General features: G+C 63.6%; 20 protein-coding genes. 5 read left to right on the forward strand and 15 right to left on the reverse strand.

What is annotated here, in order from left to right; genetic code table 11:
* Positions 1–3 precede the first annotated feature (3 nt).
* From KI242_RS28530 to KI242_RS28585, 12 genes are all read right to left on the reverse strand, one after another.
* Positions 4–822 carry a phosphoglycolate phosphatase gene (locus tag KI242_RS28530; protein WP_011063808.1) on the reverse strand — a complete coding sequence of 273 codons (819 nt, stop codon included), beginning with the start codon at positions 820–822 and terminating at the stop codon, positions 4–6.
* Entirely contained in the window at positions 819–1,493 is a 675-nt protein-coding gene (gene rpe, locus KI242_RS28535; RefSeq protein WP_212805734.1) for a ribulose-phosphate 3-epimerase, read from the reverse strand. The genes KI242_RS28530 and rpe overlap by 4 nt, the downstream gene beginning before the upstream one ends.
* Positions 1,494–1,573: 80 nt before the next feature.
* Entirely contained in the window at positions 1,574–2,722 is a 1,149-nt protein-coding gene (locus KI242_RS28540) for an iron-containing alcohol dehydrogenase (RefSeq protein WP_011063810.1), read from the reverse strand.
* A 117-nt stretch (positions 2,723–2,839) separates the two neighbouring features.
* Complete coding sequence (locus KI242_RS28545) at positions 2,840–4,285, reverse strand: hypothetical protein (RefSeq protein WP_125063642.1); 1,446 nt, start codon at positions 4,283–4,285, stop codon at positions 2,840–2,842.
* A gap of 73 nt (positions 4,286–4,358) precedes the next feature.
* Entirely contained in the window at positions 4,359–5,507 is a 1,149-nt protein-coding gene (locus tag KI242_RS28550) for an iron-containing alcohol dehydrogenase (RefSeq protein WP_011063812.1), read from the reverse strand.
* A 197-nt stretch (positions 5,508–5,704) separates the two neighbouring features.
* Positions 5,705–7,078 carry a sigma 54-interacting transcriptional regulator gene (locus KI242_RS28555; protein WP_011063813.1) on the reverse strand — a complete coding sequence of 458 codons (1,374 nt, stop codon included), beginning with the start codon at positions 7,076–7,078 and terminating at the stop codon, positions 5,705–5,707.
* 102 nt (positions 7,079–7,180) lie between these two features.
* Positions 7,181–8,005, reverse strand: a complete 825-nt coding sequence (locus KI242_RS28560; RefSeq protein WP_011063814.1) for an ABC transporter permease — start codon at positions 8,003–8,005, stop codon at positions 7,181–7,183.
* Between the two features lie 13 nt (positions 8,006–8,018).
* Positions 8,019–9,266 (reverse strand): ABC transporter permease, encoded by a 1,248-nt coding sequence (locus KI242_RS28565; protein WP_011063815.1) that lies wholly within the window; start codon positions 9,264–9,266, stop codon positions 8,019–8,021.
* Between the two features lie 148 nt (positions 9,267–9,414).
* On the reverse strand, positions 9,415–10,458 hold the full coding sequence (locus KI242_RS28570) for an ABC transporter substrate-binding protein (RefSeq protein WP_011063816.1): 1,044 nt from the start codon (positions 10,456–10,458) through the stop codon (positions 9,415–9,417).
* A gap of 43 nt (positions 10,459–10,501) precedes the next feature.
* Positions 10,502–11,626 (reverse strand): ABC transporter ATP-binding protein, encoded by a 1,125-nt coding sequence (locus tag KI242_RS28575; protein WP_011063817.1) that lies wholly within the window; start codon positions 11,624–11,626, stop codon positions 10,502–10,504.
* A 262-nt stretch (positions 11,627–11,888) separates the two neighbouring features.
* Positions 11,889–12,518, reverse strand: coding sequence for a response regulator (locus tag KI242_RS28580; RefSeq protein ID WP_011063818.1), 630 nt, complete (start codon positions 12,516–12,518; stop codon positions 11,889–11,891).
* A 13-nt stretch (positions 12,519–12,531) separates the two neighbouring features.
* On the reverse strand, positions 12,532–14,931 hold the full coding sequence (locus KI242_RS28585) for a sensor histidine kinase (RefSeq protein WP_053154199.1): 2,400 nt from the start codon (positions 14,929–14,931) through the stop codon (positions 12,532–12,534).
* Positions 14,932–15,005: 74 nt separating this feature from the next.
* Here KI242_RS28585 and KI242_RS28590 point away from each other — a divergent pair, with 74 nt between their 5' ends.
* On the forward strand, positions 15,006–15,995 hold the full coding sequence (locus KI242_RS28590) for an alpha/beta hydrolase family protein (protein ID WP_015637248.1): 990 nt from the start codon (positions 15,006–15,008) through the stop codon (positions 15,993–15,995).
* A gap of 45 nt (positions 15,996–16,040) precedes the next feature.
* On the opposite strand, the gene KI242_RS28595 is transcribed toward KI242_RS28590, so the two are convergent.
* The 3 genes from KI242_RS28595 to KI242_RS28605 are packed head-to-tail and all read right to left on the reverse strand — an operon-like array spanning position 16,041 to position 18,506.
* On the reverse strand, positions 16,041–16,808 hold the full coding sequence (locus KI242_RS28595) for a TerB family tellurite resistance protein (RefSeq protein ID WP_011063821.1): 768 nt from the start codon (positions 16,806–16,808) through the stop codon (positions 16,041–16,043).
* Position 16,809: 1 nt separating this feature from the next.
* A complete protein-coding gene (gene murU / locus KI242_RS28600) occupies positions 16,810–17,484 on the reverse strand; it encodes an N-acetylmuramate alpha-1-phosphate uridylyltransferase MurU (RefSeq protein WP_015637249.1) in 675 nt (224 codons plus the stop codon).
* Positions 17,481–18,506 carry a phosphotransferase gene (locus KI242_RS28605; RefSeq protein ID WP_212805735.1) on the reverse strand — a complete coding sequence of 342 codons (1,026 nt, stop codon included), beginning with the start codon at positions 18,504–18,506 and terminating at the stop codon, positions 17,481–17,483. The genes murU and KI242_RS28605 overlap by 4 nt, the downstream gene beginning before the upstream one ends.
* A 130-nt stretch (positions 18,507–18,636) precedes the next feature.
* On the opposite strand from KI242_RS28605, the gene KI242_RS28610 reads away from it, so the two are divergent.
* From KI242_RS28610 to rsmA, 4 genes are read left to right on the forward strand one after another with little or no spacing between them, the layout of a single operon-like run.
* Positions 18,637–21,474 (forward strand): LPS-assembly protein LptD, encoded by a 2,838-nt coding sequence (locus tag KI242_RS28610; protein WP_015637250.1) that lies wholly within the window; start codon positions 18,637–18,639, stop codon positions 21,472–21,474.
* Positions 21,455–22,771: a peptidylprolyl isomerase SurA gene (gene surA / locus KI242_RS28615; RefSeq protein ID WP_036997049.1), complete on the forward strand. Its 1,317-nt coding sequence runs from the start codon at positions 21,455–21,457 to the stop codon at positions 22,769–22,771. The genes KI242_RS28610 and surA overlap by 20 nt, the downstream gene beginning before the upstream one ends.
* Positions 22,768–23,757, forward strand: a complete 990-nt coding sequence (pdxA, locus tag KI242_RS28620) for a 4-hydroxythreonine-4-phosphate dehydrogenase PdxA (protein WP_015637252.1) — start codon at positions 22,768–22,770, stop codon at positions 23,755–23,757. Before surA ends, pdxA begins: the two co-directional genes overlap by 4 nt.
* Entirely contained in the window at positions 23,754–24,566 is an 813-nt protein-coding gene (rsmA, locus tag KI242_RS28625) for a 16S rRNA (adenine(1518)-N(6)/adenine(1519)-N(6))-dimethyltransferase RsmA (RefSeq protein ID WP_047289583.1), read from the forward strand. The genes pdxA and rsmA overlap by 4 nt, the downstream gene beginning before the upstream one ends.
* The last annotated feature ends 63 nt before the right edge of the window (positions 24,567–24,629 follow it).

Below are 24,629 nucleotides of genomic sequence, written 5' to 3' on the forward strand. Positions count from 1 at the left end.
AAATCAGGCGCGCCAACGCCAGCGGGCCAGGGCCTTGATGACTTTCATCCAGAGTTTGCGAGTGACCACCACGATGGAGTTTCCAGAATGGGATGGAACAGCGTCGGGCAACGTTATCTCAGCGGCAGGTTCTAAGCAACCGGGGATCAGCGCCCGCAGGTTGTCGATCACCAGCGCCGGCGACTCCTCGGCAATCGGCCGGCCGTGGTTGTAGCCGTAGCTCAGGGCGACGCACTTGACCCCCGCCGCCTTGGCTGCCAGCACGTCACTGCGCGAATCGCCGACGAACAGTGATTGCGAGGCTGGCACGCTGGCCATCTTCATCACAAAGAACAGCGCCGCTGGGTCGGGTTTCTTCTGCGGCAGGGTATCGCCGCCGATGATCCAGCGGAAATACCGACCGATTTTCATCTGGTCCAGCAAGGGGGCCACGAAACGCTCGGGCTTGTTGGTAATCAGGGCCATTTCCACGCCCTGCTTGTGCAGCCACTTGAGAGTCTCGCGCGCACCGGGATAGACCACGGTCAACTCGTGGCTGTCCTCGTAGGCGGTATTGAACAGCTCCAGCGCATACTCGGCCTCGACATCGTCGACACCCTGGGCCTCCAGGCTGTTGGCCAGGGCCCGGCGCACCAGCATGGGCGCACCGTTGCCAACCCACTCACGCACCGCCTCGACACCGGCAGGCTTGCGCCCCAGCTTGAGCAGCATCTGATCCACGGCGGCCGCAAGGTCCGGTACCGAATCGACCAGGGTGCCATCCAGGTCGAACATCACCAGCCGTGGCAGGCGCCCCTGGAACAGCTGCTCAAAGGCGCTCATGGTCGCGCCAACGCCAGTTCGGCACGCATCTTCTCGATGACTTCCTGATAGTTCGGCGCATTGAAGATCGCCGAGCCTGCCACAAAGGTATCGGCGCCTGCGGCAGCGATTTCGCGGATGTTGCCCACGTTCACCCCACCGTCGATTTCCAGGCGGATATCCCGCCCGGAGGCATCGATCACGGCACGAGCCTCACGCAGCTTGTCGAGGGTGCCCGGAATGAACTTCTGCCCGCCAAAGCCCGGGTTGACACTCATCAGCAGCACCATGTCGACCTTGTCCATCACGTACTTGAGCACGTCCAGCGGAGTTGCCGGGTTGAACACCAGGCCGGCCTTGCAACCGCCTTCGCGGATCATCTGCAGGGAACGGTCCACATGCAGCGTGGCTTCGGGGTGGAAGGTGATGTAGGTGGCGCCCGCTTCGATGAAGTCACCGATGATGCGGTCCACCGGAGTGACCATCAGGTGTGCATCGATCGGCGCGGTGATCCCGTACTTGCGCAGTGCAGCGCAGACCATCGGGCCGATGGTCAGGTTCGGCACATAGTGGTTGTCCATGACATCGAAATGCACGATGTCGGCGCCGGCGGCCAGGACATTGTCCACTTCCTCGCCCAGACGGGCGAAGTCGGCGGAGAGAATCGACGGAGCAATAGCGAAGGGCTGCATGACGCACCTTTTTTGAGCAGAATCACGATGGCGCGCATTGTATACCTCATGCTTTGGAGCGCACACCGTAACCGCGATGATCAGTAGGCCGCGCGATAGATCTTCTCGATATCGGCGGGGCTCAGCCGGCGCGGGTTGTTGCGCATCAAGCGCTCGATACCCGCGGCCTCGACGGCCATGGCCGGGATCGCATCCTCGGGCACGCCGAAGCTGCGCAAGCCGCTGGGAATTTCCACCGCCGCACACAACGCTGCCATGGCCTCCACTGCCCGGTCGGCCGCCTCGCTGGCGCTCAGGTGCGCGGTCTGTACCCCCATGGCCTCGGCGATATCCTGCATACGCTCGACGCAGGCCATCTTGTTCCAGGTCATGACATAGGGCAGCAGCAAGGCATTGCTGACCCCGTGGGACATATGAAAGCGTCCGCCCAGGGGATAGGCCATCGCATGCACCGCACCGACCCCGGCATTGCCGAAGGCCATGCCGGCCATCAGGCTGGCGGTGGCCATGTCCTCCCGGGCCTGCAGGTGGGCCGGGTTGGCAAAGGCCTTGGGCAAAGCCTTGACGATCAGCTTGATGGCGCCGATGGCCAGGGAGTCGGTGATCGCGGAAGCATTGAGGGACAGGTAGGCCTCGATGGCATGCGCCAGGGCATCGACGCCGCTGGCCGCGGTGACACGCGGTGGACAGGTCAGGGTCATCTGCGGGCTGACCAGGGCCACGTCCGGCAGCAGGTAGTCGCTGATGATGCCTTTCTTCAATTGCGCGACCCGGTCCGAGAGGATCGCCACATTGGTCACTTCCGAACCAGTGCCTGCGGTGGTGGGAATGGCGATCAGCGGCGGCCCCTTGCGCGGCACCTGGTCGATGCCGAACAGGTCCTCCAGGGCGCCGTGATAGCCGGCATAGGCCCCGACACTCTTGGCAATATCGATGGCGCTGCCGCCGCCCAGGCCGATCAGCCCGTCATGCCCGCCCTCGCGGTACACCTGCATGCAGTCCTCGACGATGGCGATTTCCGGATCGGGCTGCACCCGGTCGAAGACTTCGTAACTGCGCTCCCCCAGGTGGGCCAGCGCCAGCTCCACCGTGCCGGACCTGAGCAGGGCAGTATCGGTGACGATCAGCGGGTTATCGACATCCAGGCGGGTCAGCTCGGCAGCCAGTTGCTCGATGGCGGTGCTGCCGGTCAGCAATTTATGGGCGATCTTGAAAGAGGAAATACTCATGTGCGCAGCCTCTTATATAAAGGTGGGAGCCGGCACAAGCGTAGCTGGGGATTGCGCAACCGGGCTGTCGCGATGCCCGATCGGCATCACGACAGTGCTCACGTTGCCCGCGAAGGCTCAAGCCACCTCGCTTTCCACCGCCCGGGCGGGCTTGGCCTGGGGCCCTGGCTGGGCACCCGGGACGGCAGTTGCGTCCGCGGCGCCCAGGTCCTTGCTGAAAGTCCGGTCGTTCTCGCCCTTGAAGAAGTTCTTGCCGTAGATCAGCAGGCACAGCACCACGCCAATGGCAAAGCCCCAACTGGCGCCCTTGATCGCCAGCACTGCACCGATCACCCCTGCGATGCCCAGGTCACGCTGGCTACGGGCCTCGAGAATGCCCAGGCGCACGCTGACGTAACCCTGGATCAGCAAGGTCAGCGCCAGCGCGACCCCGAGAATCGGCTGCACCAGGGTCACTACCGGCAACAGCAGCAAGCCTGTGTTGGTGCCCCAGCGGAACGAGCCCATGCCGCCATAGATCGACTTCATGGCCTTGGGCCCGCCCTTGAAGCGCTCGATCACCACCACCAGCATCGCCGCCCATTTCGGCCCGCACATGGCAATGTCCGGACCGAAGATGCTCATGAATGCGTTGCGCCCGCCGAAGATCAGGTGCGAGCGGTCCGGGTCGTAGTCGACCTTTTCGTCGGTGCGGATCTGCTCGGCCTCGTCCAGCAACACCTTGGCGCTGAGCACATCGCCAAAGACGATGATGTACACCGCGAGCATGGTTGGCAGCGCGCTGATGAACATCGACAGCGGCGGCATGCCCAGGCCGAACACGGTGTAGTTGTTCCACAGGCCGATGAAGTCCGGCTTGCTCAGGCCCCACTGGATGGTCGGCCACGGCGCTTCACCGAACAGCGGCGCCAGCACTACCGCCAGCAGGATGATCGGCAGGATGCCCAGCTTGGCGAAGTTCCACCAGAAGCGGTTGCGCAGCTTGAGCTGGGCAAAATGCTGGGAAAAGATCAGGTAGAAGGCAATGCCGATGGCGATGGAAATGGTCCAGGGAAAACTGTCGAATTTGCCGCCCACCTGGAACACCGCGGTCACCGCACTGAGCCCGGCGCCGACAATGATTCCCGACTTGATCGCCGAGGGCACGAAGCCCACCACCTTGCGTGCCATGCCGGTGGCCCCCAGGGCGATGGAGAACACCCCGAGCATCAGCTGGAAGGCAATCAGCGCGTGGACACGCTCCGGGCCCACGGGAAACTGCGCGCAATAGGCCATCAGCAGCGGCACTGCCGGGGTGATCCAGCCGGGCACCACGGGGTCGCCCAGCAGATGGTGGGCCAGGTACAACAGGCCGTTGAGCATGACCACGGCCAGGGCCATCTCGAAGGGCATGCCGAGGAACTCGGTCATCAGTGGAATGGCCGCCAGGTCGACGGCGCACATCAGCAAGCCTTGCAGGTAGTCCGGCAGCTCGAATTTGTAGTGGATAAAGGGCAAACGCACCTTGAACGGGCCAAGGGCGATGTACGGCGTTTCGTGCCGAGTGTCGGAAGGCGTTGGCATCAACTGCACCTGTCTTATTGGTATTGGTGGCGGTGTAAAGCGGCCCGCGCCAGTTGGCACGGGCAAGGATCGATCAATAGGCAGCCCGGTAGATCTGCTCGATATCGCCGGGGCTCAGTTGGCGCGGGTTGTTGCGCATCAGCCGCTGGATACCCGCCGCTTCCACGGCCATGGCCGGGATCGCGTCCTCGGGCACACCGAAGCTGCGCATGCCCGTGGGGATGTCCACCGCAGCGCACAGCGCAGCCATGGCCTGGACCGCCTGCTCTGCGGCCTGGCCATCACTGAGCCCGGCGATCGGCAGGTCCATGGCCTGGGCGATATCGCGAAAGCGCTCGACACAGGCCATCTTGTTCCAGGCCATGACGTAGGGCAGTAGCAGCGCGTTGCTCACCCCGTGGGCGATATTGAAGCGCCCGCCCAGGGGATAGGCCAGGGCATGCACCGCACCGACTCCGGCATTGCCGAAGGCCATGCCGGCCATCAGGCTGGCGGTGGCCATGTCTTCCCGGGCCTGCAGGTTGGCCGGGTTGGCGTAGGCCTTGGGCAGCGCCCTGACGATCAGGCGGATCGCGCCCAGGGCCAGGGAGTCGGTGATCGGCGAACCGTTGAGCGACAGGTAGGACTCCACCGCATGCACCAGCGCGTCGACGCCACTGGCGGCGGTGACGCTGCGCGGGCAGGTCAGGGTCATCACCGGGCTCACCAGCGCTACGTCCGGCAGCAGGTAATCGCTGACGATGCCCTTTTTCAACTGGGCCACCTTGTCCGAGAGGATCGCCACGTTGGTCACCTCCGAACCGGTGCCCGCAGTGGTAGGAATGGCAATCAGCGGCGGCCCCTTGCGCTGCACCTGATCCACCCCGAACAGTTCTTCCAGCGCGCCTTCATGGCCGGCGAACGCCGCCACCGCCTTGGCGATATCAATGGCGCTGCCGCCGCCCAGGCCGATCAGGCCATCGTGGCCACCGGCCCGGTAAGCCTGGGTGCAGGCCTGGACTATGGCGATTTCCGGCTCCGGCTGGACCTCGTCGAAGATCCGGTAGGCGCGCCCGCCCAGGTGGGCCAGGGCCAGATCGACGGTGCCGGACTTGACCAGGATCGCATCGGTGACGATCAGCGGGTTGCTGATCTGCAGGCGCGCCAGTTCGGCGTCCAGCTGCTCGATGGCGCCCTGGCCGGTAATCAGTTTGTTGGCAATCTTGAACGCAGAGATACTCATCAGCTCGGCCTTGTTTAATTGTTGTGGCAAGAGCGCCGTCAGGCGGCCACTCTCGAATGGGCTCGCAGGCTGTAGAGCGAAAGCTGTGCCAAGATACGCAAAGCCTTGATCTACAAGGCTCTGGAAGGAAATCCAGGGGAATGACCGGGCCGTCGCGATTGAATTGCTGATCGCTGCAGGCAGCTCTGATCAGAATCCTAATCAGAGTGTTCCCAGCGCTTCATCTTCTGCACCACCGTGGCCTGGCTCACCCCCAGCGCCTTGGCGGCCAGGCGGGTGGTCTTGTGCAGTTGCAGGGCCGCGCGAATCGCCTGGCGCTCGGCGTTCTCCAGCACCTTGCGCAGCGGCAGGCGGCTGTCGTCGGTGTTGCGGGCCTGTTGCTCGATCAGGTCCTCCGGCAGGTCCAGGGCCTCTATCACCTGGCCGGAGCAGGTCACCACCAGGCGCTCCACCACGTTGATCAGCTCGCGGATGTTCCCCGGCCAGGCGTACTCGCCCAGCAGTTCCAGGGCCTCCAGGCTCCACTGCACCTGACGCTGATAGCGCTGGTTGAAGTGCTCCAGGTAGTACTCCAGCAAGGGGCCGATTTCCTCGCTGCGCTCGCGCAGGGCCGGGATCGCGATGGGCACCACATTCAGGCGGTAATACAGGTCGGCGCGGAACTTGCCCTCGGCCACCCGCTGCTTGAGGTCGTGATGGGTGGCGCTGATGATGCGCACATCCACCTCCTTGAGCTCCAGGCCGCCCACCGGAATGAAGCGGTTCTCTTCGATGACCTTGAGCAGCTTGACCTGCACCGCCAGGGGCAGATCGCCGATCTCATCGAGAAACAGCGTACCGTTGTGTGCCAGTTCCAGCAGCCCGCGCTTGCCCTTGCTGCCGGCACCGGTGAAGGCACCCGGGGCATAGCCGAACAGCTCGGCCTCGATCAGGTTCTCCGGCAGCGCCCCGCAGTTGAGGGCCAGGAACGGTTCGCGGGCACGAGCACTGGCGTTGTGGATAAATTGCGCCACCAGGGTTTTACCCACACCCGTCTCCCCTTGCAGCAGCACCTTCACGTCGCAGTCGGCCACTTGCCGGGCCTGGGCAAAGACCCGCCCGGAAACCTCCTGGTCGGCCATCAGCGGTGATTGCAACAGGTCGTCACGCTGGCCCGCATGCAGCCGCGCAGTGCTGGTGCGCAGCTGCTTGAGCTGCTGCAACTCGTCGCGCTCGCGCTTGATGCGCAGCAGCTCGGTCATGTCGCGCACGGTGCTGACCACATAGCGAATGCTCTGGTCGGCGGCGAGGATCGGCGTGGCACTGACCAGCAACTTCTTGCCGTGGCTGAGGCTCTGCATCACCGACACCGGCCGACCGTCCTGCAGTACCCGTAGTGAAGCGGACTGGGAAATCACCCCGCTCTTCACCAGCTCCTGCATCGGCCGCCCCAGCAGCTCGGCGCCGTTCAGGCCGGTGAGGCGCTCGTAGGCCTGGTTGACCTTGAGGGTCTGGCCCTGGCCATCGGTGATGTAGACGCCGTCATGCAGCGCATTGAGCAGCTCTTCGAAACTGGCATCGTTGAAGTTCACCCGCGACTCCACAGTAAGCATGGGAAGCGCGCAGTTTACGGGTGAACGACATGCAGAGGGGACGGGACGGCCCAGACCTTAGTACAAGGCCGCCCAAGGGGCTCAGGCCTGAGCCGTGCGCAGTTTCTCGCTGCGCCCGCGCAGCCATTCCAGGGTCAGCAGCAGGATCACCGAGAAGGCGATCAGCAACGTGGCCGCAGCGGCGATGGTCGGGCTGAGGTTCTCGCGGATGCCGCTGAACATCTGCCGCGGCAGGGTGGCCTGCTCCGGGCCGGCGAGGAACAGGGTCACCACCACTTCATCGAACGAGGTGGCGAAGGCGAACAGCGCGCCACTGATGACCCCGGGGGCGATCAACGGCAAGGTCACCCGGCGGAACGTGGTCAGCGGCGAGGCGCCCAGGCTGGCCGCGGCCCGCACCAGGTTGTGGTTGAAGCCCTGCAGGGTTGCCGACACGGTGATGATCACGAAGGGCACCCCAAGCACCGCGTGCACGATGATCAGCGAGAAAAAACTGTTGCCCATGCCCAGCGGGGCGAAGAACAGGTAGCTGGCCACACCAATGATCACTACCGGTACCACCATCGGCGAAATCACCAGGGCCATCACCAGCGCCTTGCCGGGGAAATCACCGCGGGTCAGGCCGATGGCCGCCAGGGTGCCGAAGACCATGGCCAGCAAGGTTGCGGCCGGCGCCACGATGACGCTGTTCTTCAGCGCGCGCATCCACTCGGCAGAGGCGAAGAAGTCCTGGTACCAGTGCAGCGAAAAGCCCTGCAGCGGGTACACCAGGAAACTGCCGGAGTTGAACGACAGCGGGATGATCACCAGCACCGGCAACACCAGGAACAACAGGATCAAGCCGCAGAGAATCCGCAAGCTGTAGAACCAGACCCGTTCGACGGGCGACATGTAGGGGCTCAGCATTTCGATTCTCTCCTTAGCTCAGGCGCAGGCGGCTTGCGCCCACCAGCCAGCTGTAAATCAGATAGAGCACGATGGTCGCCAGCAACAGCAGGCCGCCCAGGGCCGTGGCCATGCCCCAGTTGATGCTGGTGTTGGTATAGAAGGCGACGAAGTAGCTGACCATCTGGTCGTTCGGGCTGCCCAGCAATGCCGGGGTGATGTAGTAACCAATCGCCAGGATGAACACCAGCAGGCAACCAGCGCCGACCCCGGCGTAGGTCTGCGGAAAATACACCCGCCAGAAGCTGGCGAACGGATGGCAGCCCAGGGAGATCGCCGCACGCATGTAGGTGGGCGAGATGCCTTTCATCACGCTGTAGATCGGCAGGATCATGAACGGCAACAGGATGTGCACCATGGAGATGTAGACCCCGGTGCGGTTGAACACCAGTTCCAGGGGCTTGTCGATCACCCCCATGGCCAGCAGCGCGCTGTTGATCAGGCCACCCGATTGCAGCAGCACGATCCACGCCGCCACTCGCACCAGGATCGAGGTCCAGAACGGCAGCAGCACCAGGATCATCAGGAGGTTGCTCTTGCGCGCCGGCAGGTTGGCCAGCAGGTACGCCAGGGGATAGGCCAGGGCCAGGCAGATGGCGGTGATCACCAGGCCCATCCAGAAGGTGCGGGCGAAGATGTCCAGGTAGATGGACTGGTCCGGGGTGGCCGGGGCCAGTTCGCCCAGGTCGTCGATGCGATGGTCCACCGCCGCCAGCAGGTAGTAAGGGGTCAGGCTGCTGGTGTTGCGGCGGATCGCCTGCCAGTAGGCCGGGTCGCCCCAGCGCTCATCCAGGCTTTCCATGGCTTCTTTATAGGATTCGGGCTCGGCCTTGAACGGCAGGGCGCGAGCGGTCTTGGTCAGCAGGCTGCGGTAGCCGGCCAACTCCATGTTCAGGCGCTTGGACAGGTCGCCCAGGGTCTGATTCTTGCGGGCATCCGCCAGGTCTTCGCTCAACGCCTTGTAGGCCCCTTCGGCAGGCAGGCCACGACCGTCCCAGGCACTCACGGCCGCCACAGTACGCGGCATGCCGCCGACCACTTCCGGGTTGCCGACGCTCTTGTACAGCAGCGCCACGATCGGTACCAGGAACACCAGCAGCAGAAACAGCACCAGGGGCGCGATCAGCGCCTGGGCCTTCCAGCGGTTGACCCGCTCGGCACGGGCCAGCCGCTGCTTGAGGGTCGGGCCGGTGACCGCGTTCAGGGGAACGGTGATGGTCATGACAAACTCCGCGAATCGATCTTTCGAATACAAACCACCAGGCGGCAGGAGCGGGCTTGGCCGCGCATCGAAGGCTGTGCTTCACCATCAAGGTTGATGCTGATGACGCCTTCGCGAGCAAGCTCGCTCCTACAACGGCAGGGGGTGGTTACTTGGCTGCCCAGGCGTTGAAGCGCTGTTCCAGTTGCTCACCGTTGTCAGCCCAGAAGCTGACGTCGATCTGCACCTGGTTGGCGATGTTTTCCGGAGTGGTCGGCATGTCCTTGAGGATGTCCTTGGCCAGCAGCGGCACGGCCTGGGTGTTGGCCGGGCCGTAGGCGATATTCTCCGAATAGGTCTTCTGCTGCTGCGGTTGCACCGAGTAGGCGATGAACTTCTTCGCCGCTTCGGCGCGAGCCTTGTCCAGGCCTTTTGGAATGGCCCAGGCGTCGAAGTCGTAGATGCCGCCGTTCCACACCACTTTCAGGTTGCTTTCCTTCTGCACCGCGGCGATCCGGCCGTTGTAGGCCGAGCTCATGACCACGTCGCCGGAAGCCAGGTACTGCGGCGGCTGGGCGCCGGCTTCCCACCACTGAATGTAGGGCTTGAGCTCATCGAGTTTCTTGAAGGCGCGGTCCTGGCCATCCTTGCCGGCCAGGACCTTGTACACGTCCTTGGGCGCGACGCCGTCGGCCATCAGGGCGAACTCCAGGGTGTACTTGGCGCCCTTGCGCAGGCCGCGCTTGCCCGGGAACTGCTTGACGTCCCAGAAATCAGCCCAACTGCTCGGAGCGGTTTTCAGCTTGTCGGCGTTGTAGGCCAGTACCGTGGACCAGACGAAAAAGCCCACGCCGCACGGCTGGATCGCGCCCTTGACGTAGTCTTCGCTGTTACCGAACAGCGCCGGGTCCAGTTGCTCGAACATGTCCTCGTCGCAACCGCGGGACAGTTCCGGGGACTCCACTTCTACCAGGTCCCAGGACACGCTCTTGGTGTCGACCATGGCCTTGATCTTGGCCATCTCGCCGTTGTATTCGCCGGCGATGATCTTGCCCTTGCCCGCCGCTTCCCAAGGGGCATAGAAGGCCTTGACCTGGGCCGCCTTGTTCGCCCCGCCAAAGGACACCACGGTCAGGTCCGGGCCCGCCGCCATGGCGTGCGCCGCACCCATCATGCCCAGTGCCAGGGCGGTGAATTTCAGGGATCTCAACATTTATTGTGTTCTCCACGTGCAGGTTGGTGTTGCAGGGGGGCGATCAATTCGCCTCTAGAAGCGGGTCGAGCGCGCGAACGTGCTCGACTTGCCAGCCAAGCGGCACCACGTCACCTACTGCCAGCGCAGGATCGAGCTCGGCAATCGGCTGTTTCACGAAGAAGTCGCTCTTGCCGCAGACTTCCAGGCGCACCCGGACGTGGTCGCCCAGATAGATGAATTCCGCCACCCGGCCGGAGAAGCGGTTGACGCAGCTTTCGCTGGAACCGTTGAGGCTCACCCGCTCCGGGCGGATGGACAAGGTCACCGGGCCGCCGACCTGGCCGACATTCACCGCCAGCGCCTCGACCTTCTCGCCACGCCCCAGCTCCACCACGCAACGCTCGCCGTTGTGGCTGTGCAGGCGGCCGTTGAGGCGGTTGTTCTCGCCGATGAAGTTGGCGACGAAGGTGTTCTTCGGCTCTTCGTAGAGAGTGCGCGGCGGCGCGATCTGTTGGATCTCGCCCTGGTGGAACACCGCCACCCGGTCGGACATGGTCAGGGCTTCGCCCTGGTCGTGGGTCACATAGACCACGGTCACGCCCAGGCGCTGGTGCAGGTGCTTGATCTCCATCTGCATGTGTTCGCGCAGTTGCTTGTCGAGGGCACCAAGGGGTTCGTCCATCAGCACCAGCTGTGGCTCGAACACCAGGGCCCGGGCCAGGGCCACCCGCTGCTGCTGGCCACCGGACAGCTGGGCCGGGTAGCGCTGGGCGAAAGCGTCGAGCTGGACCATGCTCAGCACGCGCTTGACCCGCTCGCTGATGTCGGTCTTGCCGAGGCCGCGCACCGACAGCGGAAAGGCCAGGTTCTCGGCCACGGTCATGTGGGGGAACAGCGCGTAGTTCTGGAACACCATGCCGATGTCGCGCTTGTGCGGCGGCACATTGTTGATCGAGCGCCCGGCCAGCTGGATCTCGCCGGCGGTCGGGGTTTCGAAACCGGCCAGCATCATCAGGCTGGTGGTCTTGCCGGAACCGGACGGCCCCAGCAGGGTGAGGAACTCGCCTTTGCGAATTTCCAGGTTGAGGTCTTTGACGATCAGGTTCTCGCCGTCGTAGCTCTTCTGGACACCACGAAAGCTGACCAGAACATCGTTGGCCCCAGCACTTGAAACGACCTCGCTCATACCCGCACCTTTTGTTTTAGACGGCTGTGGAACAAGCCTAGAGGAGCCTGCAGAGCGCGCAAATCGGGGGCCAGGAGAGATTCGCCTCAGCCCTCTGGAAGGTTGCGTGTAGGGATTGCCCTACAAGAATGGCGCGATTGGATAAGGGCGGAGGCAAACGGCAGGCTGCAAGCGGCAAGAAACGGCGAAAGCCTGAAAGCGCGGAATGTCGCAAATGGATAAGTGCCCTCCCCCAAGGGGAGGGAGAGCACCGCAGAGGGTGTCAGAGCAGCTTGTGTTCCATGGCGTATTTCACCAGTTCGGCCAGGGAGGTGATGTTGAGCTTCTGCATCAGCCGCGCCTTGTGGGTACTGATGGTCTTGCTGCTCAGGGCCAGTTGCTGGGCAATGTCGTTGACATTGGCGCCCTGGGCCAGGCGCTCGAAAACCGAGAATTCACGCTCGGAAAGCAGCGAATGCAAGGGCCGGGTATCGGTCAGGCCGACCTCGAAGACCATACGGTCAGCCAGGTCCGGGTCGATATAGCGGCCGCCGGATGCCACCTTGCGAATGGCCGTCAGCAGCAGCGACGGATCACTGTCCTTGGTGGCGTAGCCGGCAGCGCCGATCTTCAGCGCCCGGGCGGCCATCTGCGCCTCGTCGTGCATCGACAGCACCAGGATCGCCGGCGGATTGCTCAGGGCACGGATCCGCGGAATGGCCTCCAGGCCGTTCACCCCGGGCATGGAGATATCCAGCAGCACCACTTCGCAGGGCACCTGACGCAGGGTCTCCAGCAACTGCTCGCCGTTGCTCGCCTCGCCCACCACGACCAGGTCCTTGGCCAGGCCAATCAGTTGCTTGATGCCTTCGCGAACGATGGTGTGGTCTTCGGCTACCAGTACACGGATCACGCGTGTCTCCTCATTATTGTTCTTGGTCCAGGGGCACCCGGACACTCAGGGTGGTGCCTTCGCCCCGCTCACTGTGCAGCGACAGGCTCCCGCCCATGATCAGCACCCGCTCGCGCATGCCTACCAAGCCAAAGGACGTCGGGCGCGCCGAAGCGGTGTCGAAGCCCAGGCCGTCATCGCTGATGCTCATGCACAGCTCGTGTGCTTCCAGGGTCAGGGTGAGTTCCACAGTATGCGCCTGGGCATGGCGCATGACATTGGTCAGGGCCTCCTGGAGGATACGGAACAGGCCGACGGCCTTGGCGTCGCTCAAGCGCGGCAGGTTGTCCGGCACCTGCACCAGGCAAGGGATCTGGGTGCGGGCCTCGAACCGGCGGGCCTGCCATTCGATGGCCGAGGCGATGCCCGCATCGAGGATCGGCGGCCGCAGTGCGGTAGCCACATCCCGCACCAGCTGGAACAGCTGGGCGATCAGGCGCTTCATGCTGTTGAGGCGTTCATGCAGGCCCGGGTCGAGCTGGGCATAGGCCAGCTCACACATGGACGTTTCCAGCTTGAGCACAGTCAGCATCTGCCCCAGTTCGTCATGGACTTCCCGGGCAATGCGGGCCTTTTCCTCTTCGCGCACGCTTTCCAGGTGCGCCGACAGCTCCCGCAACTGTTCACGGGAGCTGGCCAGTTCCAGCTCGATGCGCTTGCTTTCGCTGATGTCCCAGACAATGCCGTCCCAGACAAACGCGCCGTCATCCAGGCGCCGGGTGATGGCCTTGATCTCGGCCCAGCGCTGCTGGCCCTGGCGAGTGAGGATGCGGCCCTGCCAGGACCAGTCGCTGTCGGTGTCCAGGGCCTGGTCCTGGGTCTGGTGATAGCTGGCCTTGTCGTCCGGGTGCACCAGGCTGCGCAGGCCCTTGTCCCGGTGGGCCAGCACTGCTGGCGAGTAGCCCACCAGGGTCTCGCTGCCTTCGCTGATATAGGCGAAGTCGATCTGCCCGGTGACCGGCGCCCGCTCCAGGCGGAACACCAGGCCCGGCACGTTGGCTGCAATCCCCTGCAGACGCGCCTCGCTTTCGCGCAGGGCCGCCAGCGCGCGACGGCGCTCGGTCACGTCATTGAGATAGACCACCAGGTATTCGCTGTCGCGAAAGCGCAGGAAGCTCAGGGACACGTCAGCCGGCAGGATGCTGCCATCGGCACGCACACACTGGGTCTCGAAACTTTGCACGCCCTCCTCGCTGGCCCGGGCCCGCTTCCACAGGTTGAGCCAGCGATCCATATGCAGGTTGGGCTCGAAATCGATCAGCGGCCGGTCGATCACCCCGCCCGCCGGGTAACCGAGCATCTCTTCGGCTGCCCGGTTGGCGTAGCGCACATGGCTGTCCCAATTGACCCAGAGAATGCCCACGGTGCTCTGATCGATGGAGAACTGGGTCAGGCGCAGGGCTTCCTCGCTGGCGGCACGCAAGGCGATGTCCTCCCGCGCCGCCAGCAGGCGCTGCTCCAGGCTGCGCTGCTGGCGGCGCTGCCAGAAGACGATCGCCAGACTCGCCAGCAGCAGGATCACCAACAGCAGGCTGAGGTTCTGCCAGACTCCGGGGGACTCGCCAAGCCGCGGGTACTTGGGCTGCAGCCAGCGGCCATGGAGCTGCTCCAGCTCCTTGGCCGGGATCGCATGCAAGGCCGCTTCGACAATGCTCGCCAGTTCCGGCCAATCGCGGCGAGTGGCTACCCGCAGCAATTGCGGCAGGCCGATATCCCCCACCACGGCCAGCCCGGCGAACTCCGCCTCCCCCGAAAGGCGACTGAGCTGAGCCTCGTCCACCACCGCGTAGCGGGCCTGCTGGCTCAGCAGCAACTGCAGGGCCTGGCGCTCCAGGGGCACTCCTTGCAGGTTGAGGTTGGGGTAAGTCAGGCGCAGGTAATCGGCCACCGCACTGGGCATGCGCACGGCGACCCGGGCCTGGCTGTCGAGTTTTTCCAGCTCCACCGCACCTGCGCCCTTGCGCTCCCCGACCACCAGCTGCGGCACGCGCATATAGGGGTCGCTGAACAACCACAGGCGCAGACCGGCCGGGGTCTGGGTCAGGCCCGGGGCCATGTCCACCTCGCCGTCGCGCAGGGCCCGCTCCAGCTGTGCCTGGTCAGGGAAGTTGCGCCAGCTGAGCTCGATGTTCAGCGCCTTGGCCAGGGCTTGCATCAACTCGACATTAGCCCCGGACAGCCGCTGCAGGCGCCGGTCGTACTGGGCGAACGGCGCCTGCAACACCAGCCCCACCCGCAACTCGGGGTGCTGCGCCAGCCACTGGCGCTGTTCCAGGCTCAAGGGCGCAGTCGGCACCTGGGGCGCCGGGGCCGCATGACCTATCAAGGGAAGGCACAGACAGCCGATAAGCAGAAGGCAGCGAAAACGCATCATCTGAAGTCTCACACCCTGACAAATACTGACCAACCCATTAGGCTGCCGGAATTACTTCTGGCCTGGAATATCCGATGCCCCTTGTCCACCGCTCGGCACTGCCCGCATTGTGCCTGTCGCTGATCCTGCCCTGGACCTTTTCTGTGCAAGCTGCCGACCCGGCTCCAGAAACCAAGACTCCCGAGGAACAACCGGCGCAACGCCAACCCCTGCCTGAGCGTAGCCAGGAAGACGCCGCCGCCCTGGAGCGCCAGTTGCCCGCCCTGGAACAGCAGCAGTTGCAAGCCGGCGGCGATACCTTCCTGGCCCTGTGGAAGCCGGCCAACACCAGCGACCCCAAGGGCGTGGTGATTATCCTCCCGGGAGCGGGTGAAACCGCTGACTGGCCGCAAGCCATTGCACCTTTGCGCAACAAATTGCCGGACACCGAGTGGGCCAGCCTGAGCCTGACCCTGCCCGACATGCTCAGCGAGGCCGCGCAACCACGGGTGGTCGAAGCCGCACCGGCCCCTACGGACAAGGCCAACACCGCCAAGGATGCCAGCACCGAGGCCAAGCCGATCGAGCAGGTCGCTGGCGGCGAAGCCGACGTGGCCGACCGGGTAGTAGCAGAAAGCACGGAAGAGCAGATCAAGGCCGATGCCGAGCGCATCTTCACCCGCGTCGATGCTGCCCTGGCCTTTGCCGAACAGCAGAACGCCCGCAGTATCGTGCTCCTGGGTCATGGTACGGGTGCCTACTGGGCCGCACGCTACCTCAGCGAGAAACAGCCGGCCCAAGTACAGAAGCTGGTGATGGTAGCAGCCCAGTCCCCGGCCAATGGCAAACCGCAACTGGTGGAGATCACGCCTACGTTGAAGCTGGCCACTGCCGACTTCTTCTATGTCGACAAGCCTCTGGCGCAAAAAGCCGCCCTGGAGCGACTGCAAGCGAGCAAGCGCCTGAAGCACTCGAACTTCAGCCAGATTCCCCTCAAGGCCCTGCCCGGCAACAACACCGCCCAGCAAGAGCAGCTGTTTCGCCGGGTACGCGGTTGGTTGAACCCTCAGAACACCGATAGCTGAGCCCACAGGCCGCGACTGCCGCAGCGGCAATCGCGGCCTGCACCCTCAGCGGAATTCCCGGCGCTGGCGTATCAGGGCATAGGCGCTGTGCAGCTCCCGGGTCTTTTCCGTAGCCTCACGCACCTGTGCCTCGCTGGCGCCGTTGCCGGCGATCTTGTCCGGGTGATGGCGGCTGAGCAGGCGCCGATAGGCCCGCTTGATCTGCGCCGGCTCGCTGGTAGCTGCAACCCCCAACAGGCGCAGCGCCTCTTGATAAGTCAGGGCGCCTTCGGCCAGTGACTTCCTCGCCGGACCGTAGTCCTGCGCCAACGCCTGCACCTGCTCACGGGTCCAGCCCAGCCATTTGCCCCAGAGCTGGATCAGTTCGCGCTCCGCCGGCCCGACCCGGCCGTCGGCCCAGACCATGCGCCAACAGGCCCGCAGCACGCCTTCGGCGGCATGGGGCTGAGCCGCGAGGCGACGCAGATAGCCGCGCAGACGGTCATTGCCCGACTTGCCGCGGTTGAATGCGGCAATCGCCCGGCGCTGGGCCGCATCGTTCATCTCCAGCGAGCGCATTTCCTGGCGCGCCTGCTGGATATGCCCGTCCATCACCCGGCCATCACTCTTGGCCAGCCGCCCCAGCAGCACGAACAGCAATTCATCATTGCGCAACGCCGGGCGACCGCCCAGGCGTTCACGCACCTGCGCCCAGCTGTGCAGTTGCAGGCGCCGGTCCAGCGCCTGCCCCAGCAACGCACCGAGCATGGCCCCCGGAATACTGGCGATTGCAAATCCAGCTCCGGCTCCGATCAGAGTCCCTGGCCACCACATATCAGCGACTCGCTTGCAGCAAGTGTTCAACCTGGGCCAGACGCTCGACGGTGCCGACATCGACCCAGTGCCCCTGCATATGTTCGCCACTGACCTGGCCTTGGGCCATGGCTTCGCGCAATAGCGGCGCCAGCTTGAACGGACCGGCAACACAACCCTGGAATAACCGCGGATGCAGCACCGATATGCCGCTGAACGTGAGCGCCGCTACGCCTGGCTGGCGGTCGTGCAACTGGCCGTTTACCAGGCAGAAGTCGCCACCACTGGGGTGGTGCGGCGGGTTGTCCACCATCACCAGATGAGCCAGCCCGGCCAGGGGCCGGCGCAGGGCGGCAAAATCGTAGTCGGTCCAGATATCGCCATTGACCACCAGGAACGGCGCGTCCCCCAACAAGGGCAATGCCTGGAAAATCCCGCCGCCGGTTTCCAGCGGCTGGCCTTCGGCCGAATACTGAATGTTCAGGCCCCAGCGCTGGCCATCGCCGAGGGCATCCTCGATCTGCTGGCCGAGCCAGGCATGGTTGATGACGATGTCGCGAAAACCTGCCGCCGCCAGGGCCCGCAGGTGGTACTCGATCAGCGGCATGCCCGCTACAGGCAGCAAGGGTTTGGGAGTGGTCAGGGTCAGGGGGCGCATGCGCTCGCCCTTGCCGGCTGCCAGGATCATCGCCTTCATGCATGGGCTCCCGCCGGCTGGCGCAGGCTGAGCAGCAGTTGCGACAGCTCTGCAAGCTCGGGGCGTCGGGACGTCACCGCCTCTATATAAGCAAAGAAGCGCGGCACGTCGGCCAGGTAGCGTGGTTTGCCATCGCGGTGGCAAATCCGCGAGAAGATACCGATCACCTTGAGGTGACGCTGCACGCCCATCAGGTCGCTGGCCCGCAGAAACTCGTCAAAGTCGTCCTGCACCGGGATACCCCGCGCCCGCGCCTGGTGCCAGTACTGGCTCAGCCAGCCTTGTACCCGGGACTCCGGCCAGCTGAGGAAGGCATCCTTGAACAGACAGGTCACGTCATAGGTCACCGGGCCGTAGACCGCATCCTGGAAGTCCAGCACGCCGGGGTTCGGTTCGCTGTGCATCAGGTTGCGTGGCATATAGTCGCGGTGCACCAGCACCTTAGGTTGCGCCAGGGCGCTGTCGATCAGCAGGTCGCTGGCACGCTGCCATTGCTCGCGCTGCTGCGGACTCAGGCTGATGCCCAGCTCACGGCCGATGTACCACTCGGGGAACAGCTCCAGTTCGCGGCGCAGCAGGGCCACGTCGTAACTGGGCAGGGGCGTGTCCATCGGCAACTGCTGGAAGGCCAGCAAAGCCTGGAATGCATCCTCGAACAGTGCGTCGGCATTATGTTCGTTGATCACGTCCAGGTAGGTCTGATTGCCCAGGTCATTGAGCAACAGGAAGCCGCGAGGCAAATCTTCTGCATAAATTTTCGGCACGTTGATGCCGCAAGTCGCCAGTAAACGGGCGATATCCACGAAGGGTTTGCAGTTTTCCTGGGGGGGCGGAGCGTCCATCACCACGAAGCTGCGACCCGCGCCCTGCCAACGGAAATAACGACGGAAACTCGCGTCGCTGCTGGCTGCGGTCAATGTTGCCGGGGGCACTTCACCCCAGCCCTGTGTTGCATAAACAATCGCCAACTGCTCATCGAGCCAAACTTTCAGGTGTTGCAAGCGTACATCTTGGTCATGCATTACAAGGGTCTCCGACGGCGCTAGCCGTCAAGCGGGTCATGCTTTATTATCCAGCATCTTTTTCAGACCATCGAGAGGCGTGCGGCCCACACCGCGGGCAGATGGCACGCAGGAAGCCCGGACTAATAAGATGGCATTGAAATCCCCCGCGTTTCGTAAAAAATTTCCGTTGCTGGTTACCGGCAGTTTGCTGGCCCTGCAACCTCTAGCCACTTCCTTCGTGGTCGCCGCGGAACAGTATGACTGCTCAGTCTCTGCTTCGGGTGGCTGGGCCTGTGCGCCGAAAACCAGCGCCGCCCAACTGCCGCCGCGCCCGGTCCACGACGCCAACTCGGTCAGCTCCAGCGTTGCCACGGCAGCCGATGCTACGGGCGAAGAAGCCAGCGGCGACAAGTCGAAGCTGGTGACCGAGGCCAAGGGCCGTGGCCTGAAGTCCCGCAGTGCGGACTACAGCCACCTCGACTGGGTACCGCGTGAGAAGCTCACCGCCGCTCAATTGGCCGAGACCGGTCCTTACTGCTCTGGTTCCTATATCGAACCGATTCGTCCTGGCATGAATGACAAGACGAATAAAAGTGACGCTCCGACCTTTATCGGCGCCAAGGCTTCCCGCTATCAGCAGGAAGAACAGGTGGCGACCCTGGCCGGTGACGTGGTCATGCGCCAGGGCAGCATGCAGGTCGAGGCCGACGAGGCCAGCCTGTATCAGGCCGAGAACCGCGGCGAACTAAGCGGCAACGTGCGCGTACGCGACAATGGCGCGCTGCTGGTGGGCGACCACGCCGACATCCAGCTGGATACCGGTGAAGCCAAGGTCGACAACGCCGAGTACGTACTGCACAAATCCCGCGTCCGCGGTAATGCGCTGTACGCCAAGCGTGCGGAAAACGCCATCATCCGCCTCAAGGATGGTACGTACACCACGTGCGAGCCGAACAGCAACGCCTGGCAGCTCAAGGGCAACAACATCACCTTGAACCCGGCCACCGGCTTCGGTACCGCGACCAACGTGACCCTTCGGGTCAAAGATATTCCGGTGCTCTACACCCCGTATATCTACTTCCCGATCGACGATCGTCGCCAGTCCGGCTTCCTGCCGCCTAGCTTCAGTACCGGCAGCGATACCGGCTTCATGCTGGTGACCCCGTACTACTTCAACCTGGCACCCAACTACGACGCCACGTTGTACCCACGCTACATGGCCAAGCGCGGCCTGTTGATGGAAGGCGAGTTCCGCTACCTGACCAAAAGCAGCGAAGGTCAGTTCGGCGCGGCCTACCTCAACGACGACGACACCGATCGCAAGAAGCAGACCGACTACGAAAAAACCCGCTATATGCTCAACTGGCAGCACAAGGGCGGGCTTGATTCGCGTCTGATGACCGAAGTCGACTACACCAAGATCAGCGATCCGTACTACTTCCAGGATCTGCAGACCGACCAGATCGGCGTGAAGTCCACCGATTACGTCAACCAGCAAGGTGCCGTGACCTACCGTGGCGACAGCTACACCGCACGCCTGAACGTACAGGCGTACGAGCTGGCCAGCGTGTCCAACATCACTCCGTACAACAAGCTGCCGCAAATCACCTTCAACGGCGCGCTGCCGTACCATCCGCAAGGCCTGGATTTCACTTATGAAACCGAGTTGGTGCGCTTCGATCGGGATCTGCTGACAGGCAATTATACGGACAAGGACGGTGGGCCGATCGATCCGGTTACCGGTGCAGTGGGCACGCGACGCCTGGATACCAACGTCGCTGGGCTAGCCCGCGCGAATGGCGATCGTCTGAACCTCAAGCCGGGCGTCAGCCTGCCGCTGAACTGGAGCTACGGCTACCTGACGCCGTCCTTGAAGTACATGTACACCCAATACAACCTTGATCTTGATGGTACTGGCAAAGAAGGCATCGTCGCGGCACGCAACTACGCGACCGCTACAGGCACCCGCTATGTCGGCGGCGACTACAGCCGAAACCAAAACCGCGGCGTCCCGATCGCCAGCCTCGACGGTGGCCTGTACTTCGACCGCAACACCCAATGGTTTGGCAAGAACTATCGTCAAACCCTGGAACCACGCGCGTTCTACCTCTACGTTCCTGAAGAGGATCAGAAAGACATCCCGGTATTCGATACTGGCGAGCCCACGTTCAACTACGCCTCCTTGTTCCGCGACAACCGCTTTTCCGGCTCTGACCGTGTCGGCGACGAGAACAAGCTGTCCTTGGGTGTGACCAGCCGCTGGATCGAAGACAACGGTTTCCAACGCCAGCGCATCAGCGTCGGCCAGGCTCTGTACTTCAAGGACCGTACCGTCCAGCTCCCGGGCATCGATTACCGTACCCGCGCGGACGCCACCTCGAACGTCTCGCCTTACGCACTTGAGTACGAATACCGCTACAACCGCGACTGGCGTGCAACTGCCGACTACAACTGGGACCCGGACAGCCACAGCCCGCGTTCCGGCAGTGCGATGTTCCACTATCAGCCTGAAGACAACCCGAACAAGGTGGTCAACGCCGGCTATCGCTATCGCAACGACCAGATTCGCTACGACCAGAACAGCGGTACCTGGAAAATGGGTGGCGACTACGGCACTCCAGGCCAGCCTGGCTACGTGAAGGACTACTACAAGATCCAGCAGCATGACTTCTCGGTGATCTGGCCGATCGTGCCGCAATGGAACGCCATCAGCCGTTGGCAGTACGACTACAACCGTAACCGCACGCTCGAGGCCTTCGGTGGTTTCGAATACGACAACTGCTGCTGGAAACTGCGCCTGATCAGCCGTTACTGGGTCAAGTATGACGAGTTCAGTCAGAACGCTCCGGAGAACGAAAAAGGCGACCGCGGCATCTTCCTCCAAATTGTTCTGAAGGGTCTCGGTGGCGTCATGGGCACCAAAGTAGAGAGCTTCCTCGACAAAGGCATCCAAGGTTATCGTGAACGTGAAGACCAAGCTTTCTGATTGTCTGCGCCCGCTGATGCTGGGCGCGCTGTTCCTGAGTACTGCGGCCAGCGCCGCAGTACAGTCCATCGACAAGGTCGTGGCCATCGTCGACAACGACGTAGTCATGCAGAGCCAGTTGGACCAACGGGTTCACGAAGTCCAGCAAACCATCGCCAAGCGTGGCGGTGGTGTACCGCCTACCAGCGTCCTGGAGCAACAGGTTCTGGAACGCCTGATCGTTGAAAACCTGCAACTGCAGATTGGCGAACGCTCCGGCATCCGCATCACCGATGAAGAACTGAACCAGGCGATCGGCACCATTGCCCAGCGCAACAGCATGAGCATCGAGCAATTCCGTGCCGCCCTGGCCCACGATGGTCTCTCTTATGAGGACGCCCGTGACCAGGTTCGCCGCGAGATGATCATCAGCCGCGTGCGCCAGCGCCGTGTGGCCGAACGCATCCAGGTATCGGAACAGGAAGTGAAGAACTTCCTGGCCTCGGACCTGGGCAAGATGCAGCTCTCCGAAGAGCTGCACCTGGCCAACATCCTGATCCCGACCCCGGAAAGCGCCAACTCCGAAGCCATTCAGAGTGCTGCCCGCCAGGCCATGGAGGTGTACCAGCAGCTCAAGCAGGGTGCGGACTTCGCCCAGCTGGCAATCGCCCGCTCCGGCAGCGACAACGCTCTGGAAGGCGGCGACATGGGCTGGCGCAAAGCGGCTCAACTGCCCCCTCCATTCGATCGCGAACTGAGCGCCATGGCCGTGGGCGACATTACCCAACCGGCCCGTACCCCTGGCGGCTTCATCATCCTCAAGCTGCTGGACAAGCGTGGCGGTGGCAATCAGGTGCGTGACGAAGTGCACGTGCGTCACATCCTGATCAAGCCAAGCGAAATTCGCAGCGAAGAAGAGACCAAGCGCCTGGCGCAGAAACTCTACGATCGCATCGAGGCCGGCGAAGACTTCGCCGAACTGGCGAAAAGCTACTCGGAAGACCCAGGCTCCGCCCTCAACGGCGGCGACCTCAACTGGATCGACCCGAACGCCCTGGTGCCGGAATTCCGCGAAGTGATGGCCAAGACCCCACAAGGTCAACTGTCCAAGCCCTTCAAGAGCCCTTACGGCTGGCACGTACTGGAAGTCCTTGGCCGTCGCGCCACCGACAGCACCAGCCAGGCCCGCGAACAGCAAGCCATGACCGTCCTGCGTAACCGCAAGTACGACGAAGAGCTGCAGACCTGGTTGCGGCAGATCCGTGACGAGGCCTACGTCGAAATCAAGCTGCCCGGCGCTGAACAGGCCGCACAGTGAAACCCAGACGTTTCGCTCTGACACCCGGCGAACCGGCGGGTATAGGTCCTGACCTGTGCCTGCTGCTCGCTTCGCAACCCCAGCCTCACCCCCTGATTGCCATTACCAGCCGCGACCTGCTCCTAGAGCGGGCCGCGCAGCTGGGCGTGGCCGTCGATCTGCTGCCGGTAACCCTGGAGCAACTGCCGACTGAACCCGCCCCGGCGAACAGCCTGTATGTCTGGGACACGCCCCTGGCCAAACCTGTGATCAGCGGCCAGCTGGACCAGGCCAATGCGGCTTTTGTCCTGCAAACCCTGACCCGCGCCGGCCAGGGCTGCCTGGACGGGCACTTTGCCGGCATGATCACCGCCCCCGTGCACAAAGGCGTGATCAACGACTCCGGGATCGCCTTTTCCGGCCATACCGAATTCCTCGCCGACCTGACCCACACCGAGCAAGTGGTGATGATGCTGGCCACCCACGGCCTGCGCGTGGCGCTGGTAACCACCCACCTGCCCTTGCGGGAAATCGCCGACGCCATCACTGTCGAGCGCCTGGAGCGGGTCACGCGGATCCTGCATGCCGACCTGCAGCACAAGTTCGGCATCGCCCGGCCACGCATCCTGGTCTGCGGGCTCAACCCCCACGCCGGTGAAGGCGGTCACCTGGGCCGCGAAGAAATCGACATCATCGAACCTACCCTAGAGCGCCTGCGTACCGAAGGCATGGACCTGCGCGGTCCGTTGCCTGCCGACACTCTGTTTACCCCCAAATATCTGGAGCACTGCGACGCAGTGCTGGCGATGTACCACGACCAAGGCTTGCCTGTGCTGAAATACAAAGGCTTCGGCGCGGCCGTCAACGTGACGCTCGGCTTGCCGATCATCCGCACCTCCGTCGACCACGGCACCGCCCTGGACCTGGCCGGCAGCGGCAAGATCGACACCGGCAGCCTGCAGGTCGCCCTGGAAACCGCCTACCAGATGGCCGAGAACCGTATATGACCGAGCAATACCAACACCGGGCGCGCAAGCGCTTCGGCCAGAACTTCCTGCATGACGCTGGCGTCATCGACCGCATCCTGCGGTCCATCCACGCCAAGCCCGAGGACCGCATGCTGGAAATCGGCCCGGGCCAGGGCGCCCTGACCGAGGGCCTGCTGGGCAGCGGCGCCCAGCTGGACGTGGTGGAACTGGACAAGGACCTGATCCCGATCCTCAACCAGCAATTCGCCGGCAAGAGCAACTTCAACCTGCACCAGGGCGACGCCCTGAAGTTCGACTTCAACACCCTGGGCGCAGCGCCAGGCAGCCTGCGGGTGGTCGGCAACCTGCCCTACAACATCTCTACTCCGCTGATCTTCCACCTGCTGCAGAACGCCGGCCTGATCCGCGACATGCACTTCATGCTGCAAAAGGAAGTGGTCGAACGCCTGGCTGCCGGCCCTGGCGGTGGTGACTGGGGCCGTCTTTCGATCATGGTCCAGTATCACTGCCGTGTGGAGCACCTGTTCAACGTCGGCCCGGGCGCCTTCAATCCGCCGCCAAAAGTCGACTCGGCGATCGTGCGCCTGGTGCCCCACGCCGTACTGCCCCACCCGGCCAAGGATCATCGCCTGCTCGAGCGCATCGTCCGCGAAGCCTTCAACCAGCGCCGCAAGACCCTGCGCAACACCCTCAAGGCACTGCTCAGCAGCGCCGAGATCGAGGCGGCCGGCGTCGACGGCAGCCTGCGTCCCGAGCAACTGGACCTGGCCGCCTTCGTGCGCCTGGCCGATCAGCTGGCAGACCAGCCCAAGCCCGCCGCCGACTGAAACGCCCTCGGCTGATATCGGGTAGGACGCCAGACGGGATGTCTGGTCTACTACCCGATACTT

This window comes from Pseudomonas sp. Eqa60 (genome assembly GCF_018326405.1).
GTDB lineage: Bacteria > Pseudomonadota > Gammaproteobacteria > Pseudomonadales > Pseudomonadaceae > Aquipseudomonas > Aquipseudomonas protegens.

What these genes read in the sequence shown, in the direction of transcription:
- KI242_RS28530 (WP_011063808.1), bottom strand. Translation starts at nt 822, where the DNA reads ATGAGCGCCTTTGAGCAGCTGTTCCAGGGGCGCCTGCCACGGCTGGTG.
- KI242_RS28545 (WP_125063642.1), bottom strand. Translation starts at nt 4,285, where the DNA reads ATGCCAACGCCTTCCGACACTCGGCACGAAACGCCGTACATCGCCCTT.
- KI242_RS28590 (WP_015637248.1), top strand. Translation starts at nt 15,006, where the DNA reads ATGCCCCTTGTCCACCGCTCGGCACTGCCCGCATTGTGCCTGTCGCTG.
- KI242_RS28605 (WP_212805735.1), bottom strand. Translation starts at nt 18,506, where the DNA reads ATGCATGACCAAGATGTACGCTTGCAACACCTGAAAGTTTGGCTCGAT.
- rpe (WP_212805734.1), bottom strand. Translation starts at nt 1,493, where the DNA reads ATGCAGCCCTTCGCTATTGCTCCGTCGATTCTCTCCGCCGACTTCGCC.
- rsmA (WP_047289583.1), top strand. Translation starts at nt 23,754, where the DNA reads ATGACCGAGCAATACCAACACCGGGCGCGCAAGCGCTTCGGCCAGAAC.
- KI242_RS28595 (WP_011063821.1), bottom strand. Translation starts at nt 16,808, where the DNA reads ATGTGGTGGCCAGGGACTCTGATCGGAGCCGGAGCTGGATTTGCAATC.
- KI242_RS28570 (WP_011063816.1), bottom strand. Translation starts at nt 10,458, where the DNA reads ATGTTGAGATCCCTGAAATTCACCGCCCTGGCACTGGGCATGATGGGT.
- KI242_RS28540 (WP_011063810.1), bottom strand. Translation starts at nt 2,722, where the DNA reads ATGAGTATTTCCTCTTTCAAGATCGCCCATAAATTGCTGACCGGCAGC.
- KI242_RS28565 (WP_011063815.1), bottom strand. Translation starts at nt 9,266, where the DNA reads ATGACCATCACCGTTCCCCTGAACGCGGTCACCGGCCCGACCCTCAAG.
- KI242_RS28585 (WP_053154199.1), bottom strand. Translation starts at nt 14,931, where the DNA reads ATGATGCGTTTTCGCTGCCTTCTGCTTATCGGCTGTCTGTGCCTTCCC.
- KI242_RS28575 (WP_011063817.1), bottom strand. Translation starts at nt 11,626, where the DNA reads ATGAGCGAGGTCGTTTCAAGTGCTGGGGCCAACGATGTTCTGGTCAGC.
- murU (WP_015637249.1), bottom strand. Translation starts at nt 17,484, where the DNA reads ATGAAGGCGATGATCCTGGCAGCCGGCAAGGGCGAGCGCATGCGCCCC.
- KI242_RS28560 (WP_011063814.1), bottom strand. Translation starts at nt 8,005, where the DNA reads ATGCTGAGCCCCTACATGTCGCCCGTCGAACGGGTCTGGTTCTACAGC.
- KI242_RS28610 (WP_015637250.1), top strand. Translation starts at nt 18,637, where the DNA reads ATGGCATTGAAATCCCCCGCGTTTCGTAAAAAATTTCCGTTGCTGGTT.
- KI242_RS28550 (WP_011063812.1), bottom strand. Translation starts at nt 5,507, where the DNA reads ATGAGTATCTCTGCGTTCAAGATTGCCAACAAACTGATTACCGGCCAG.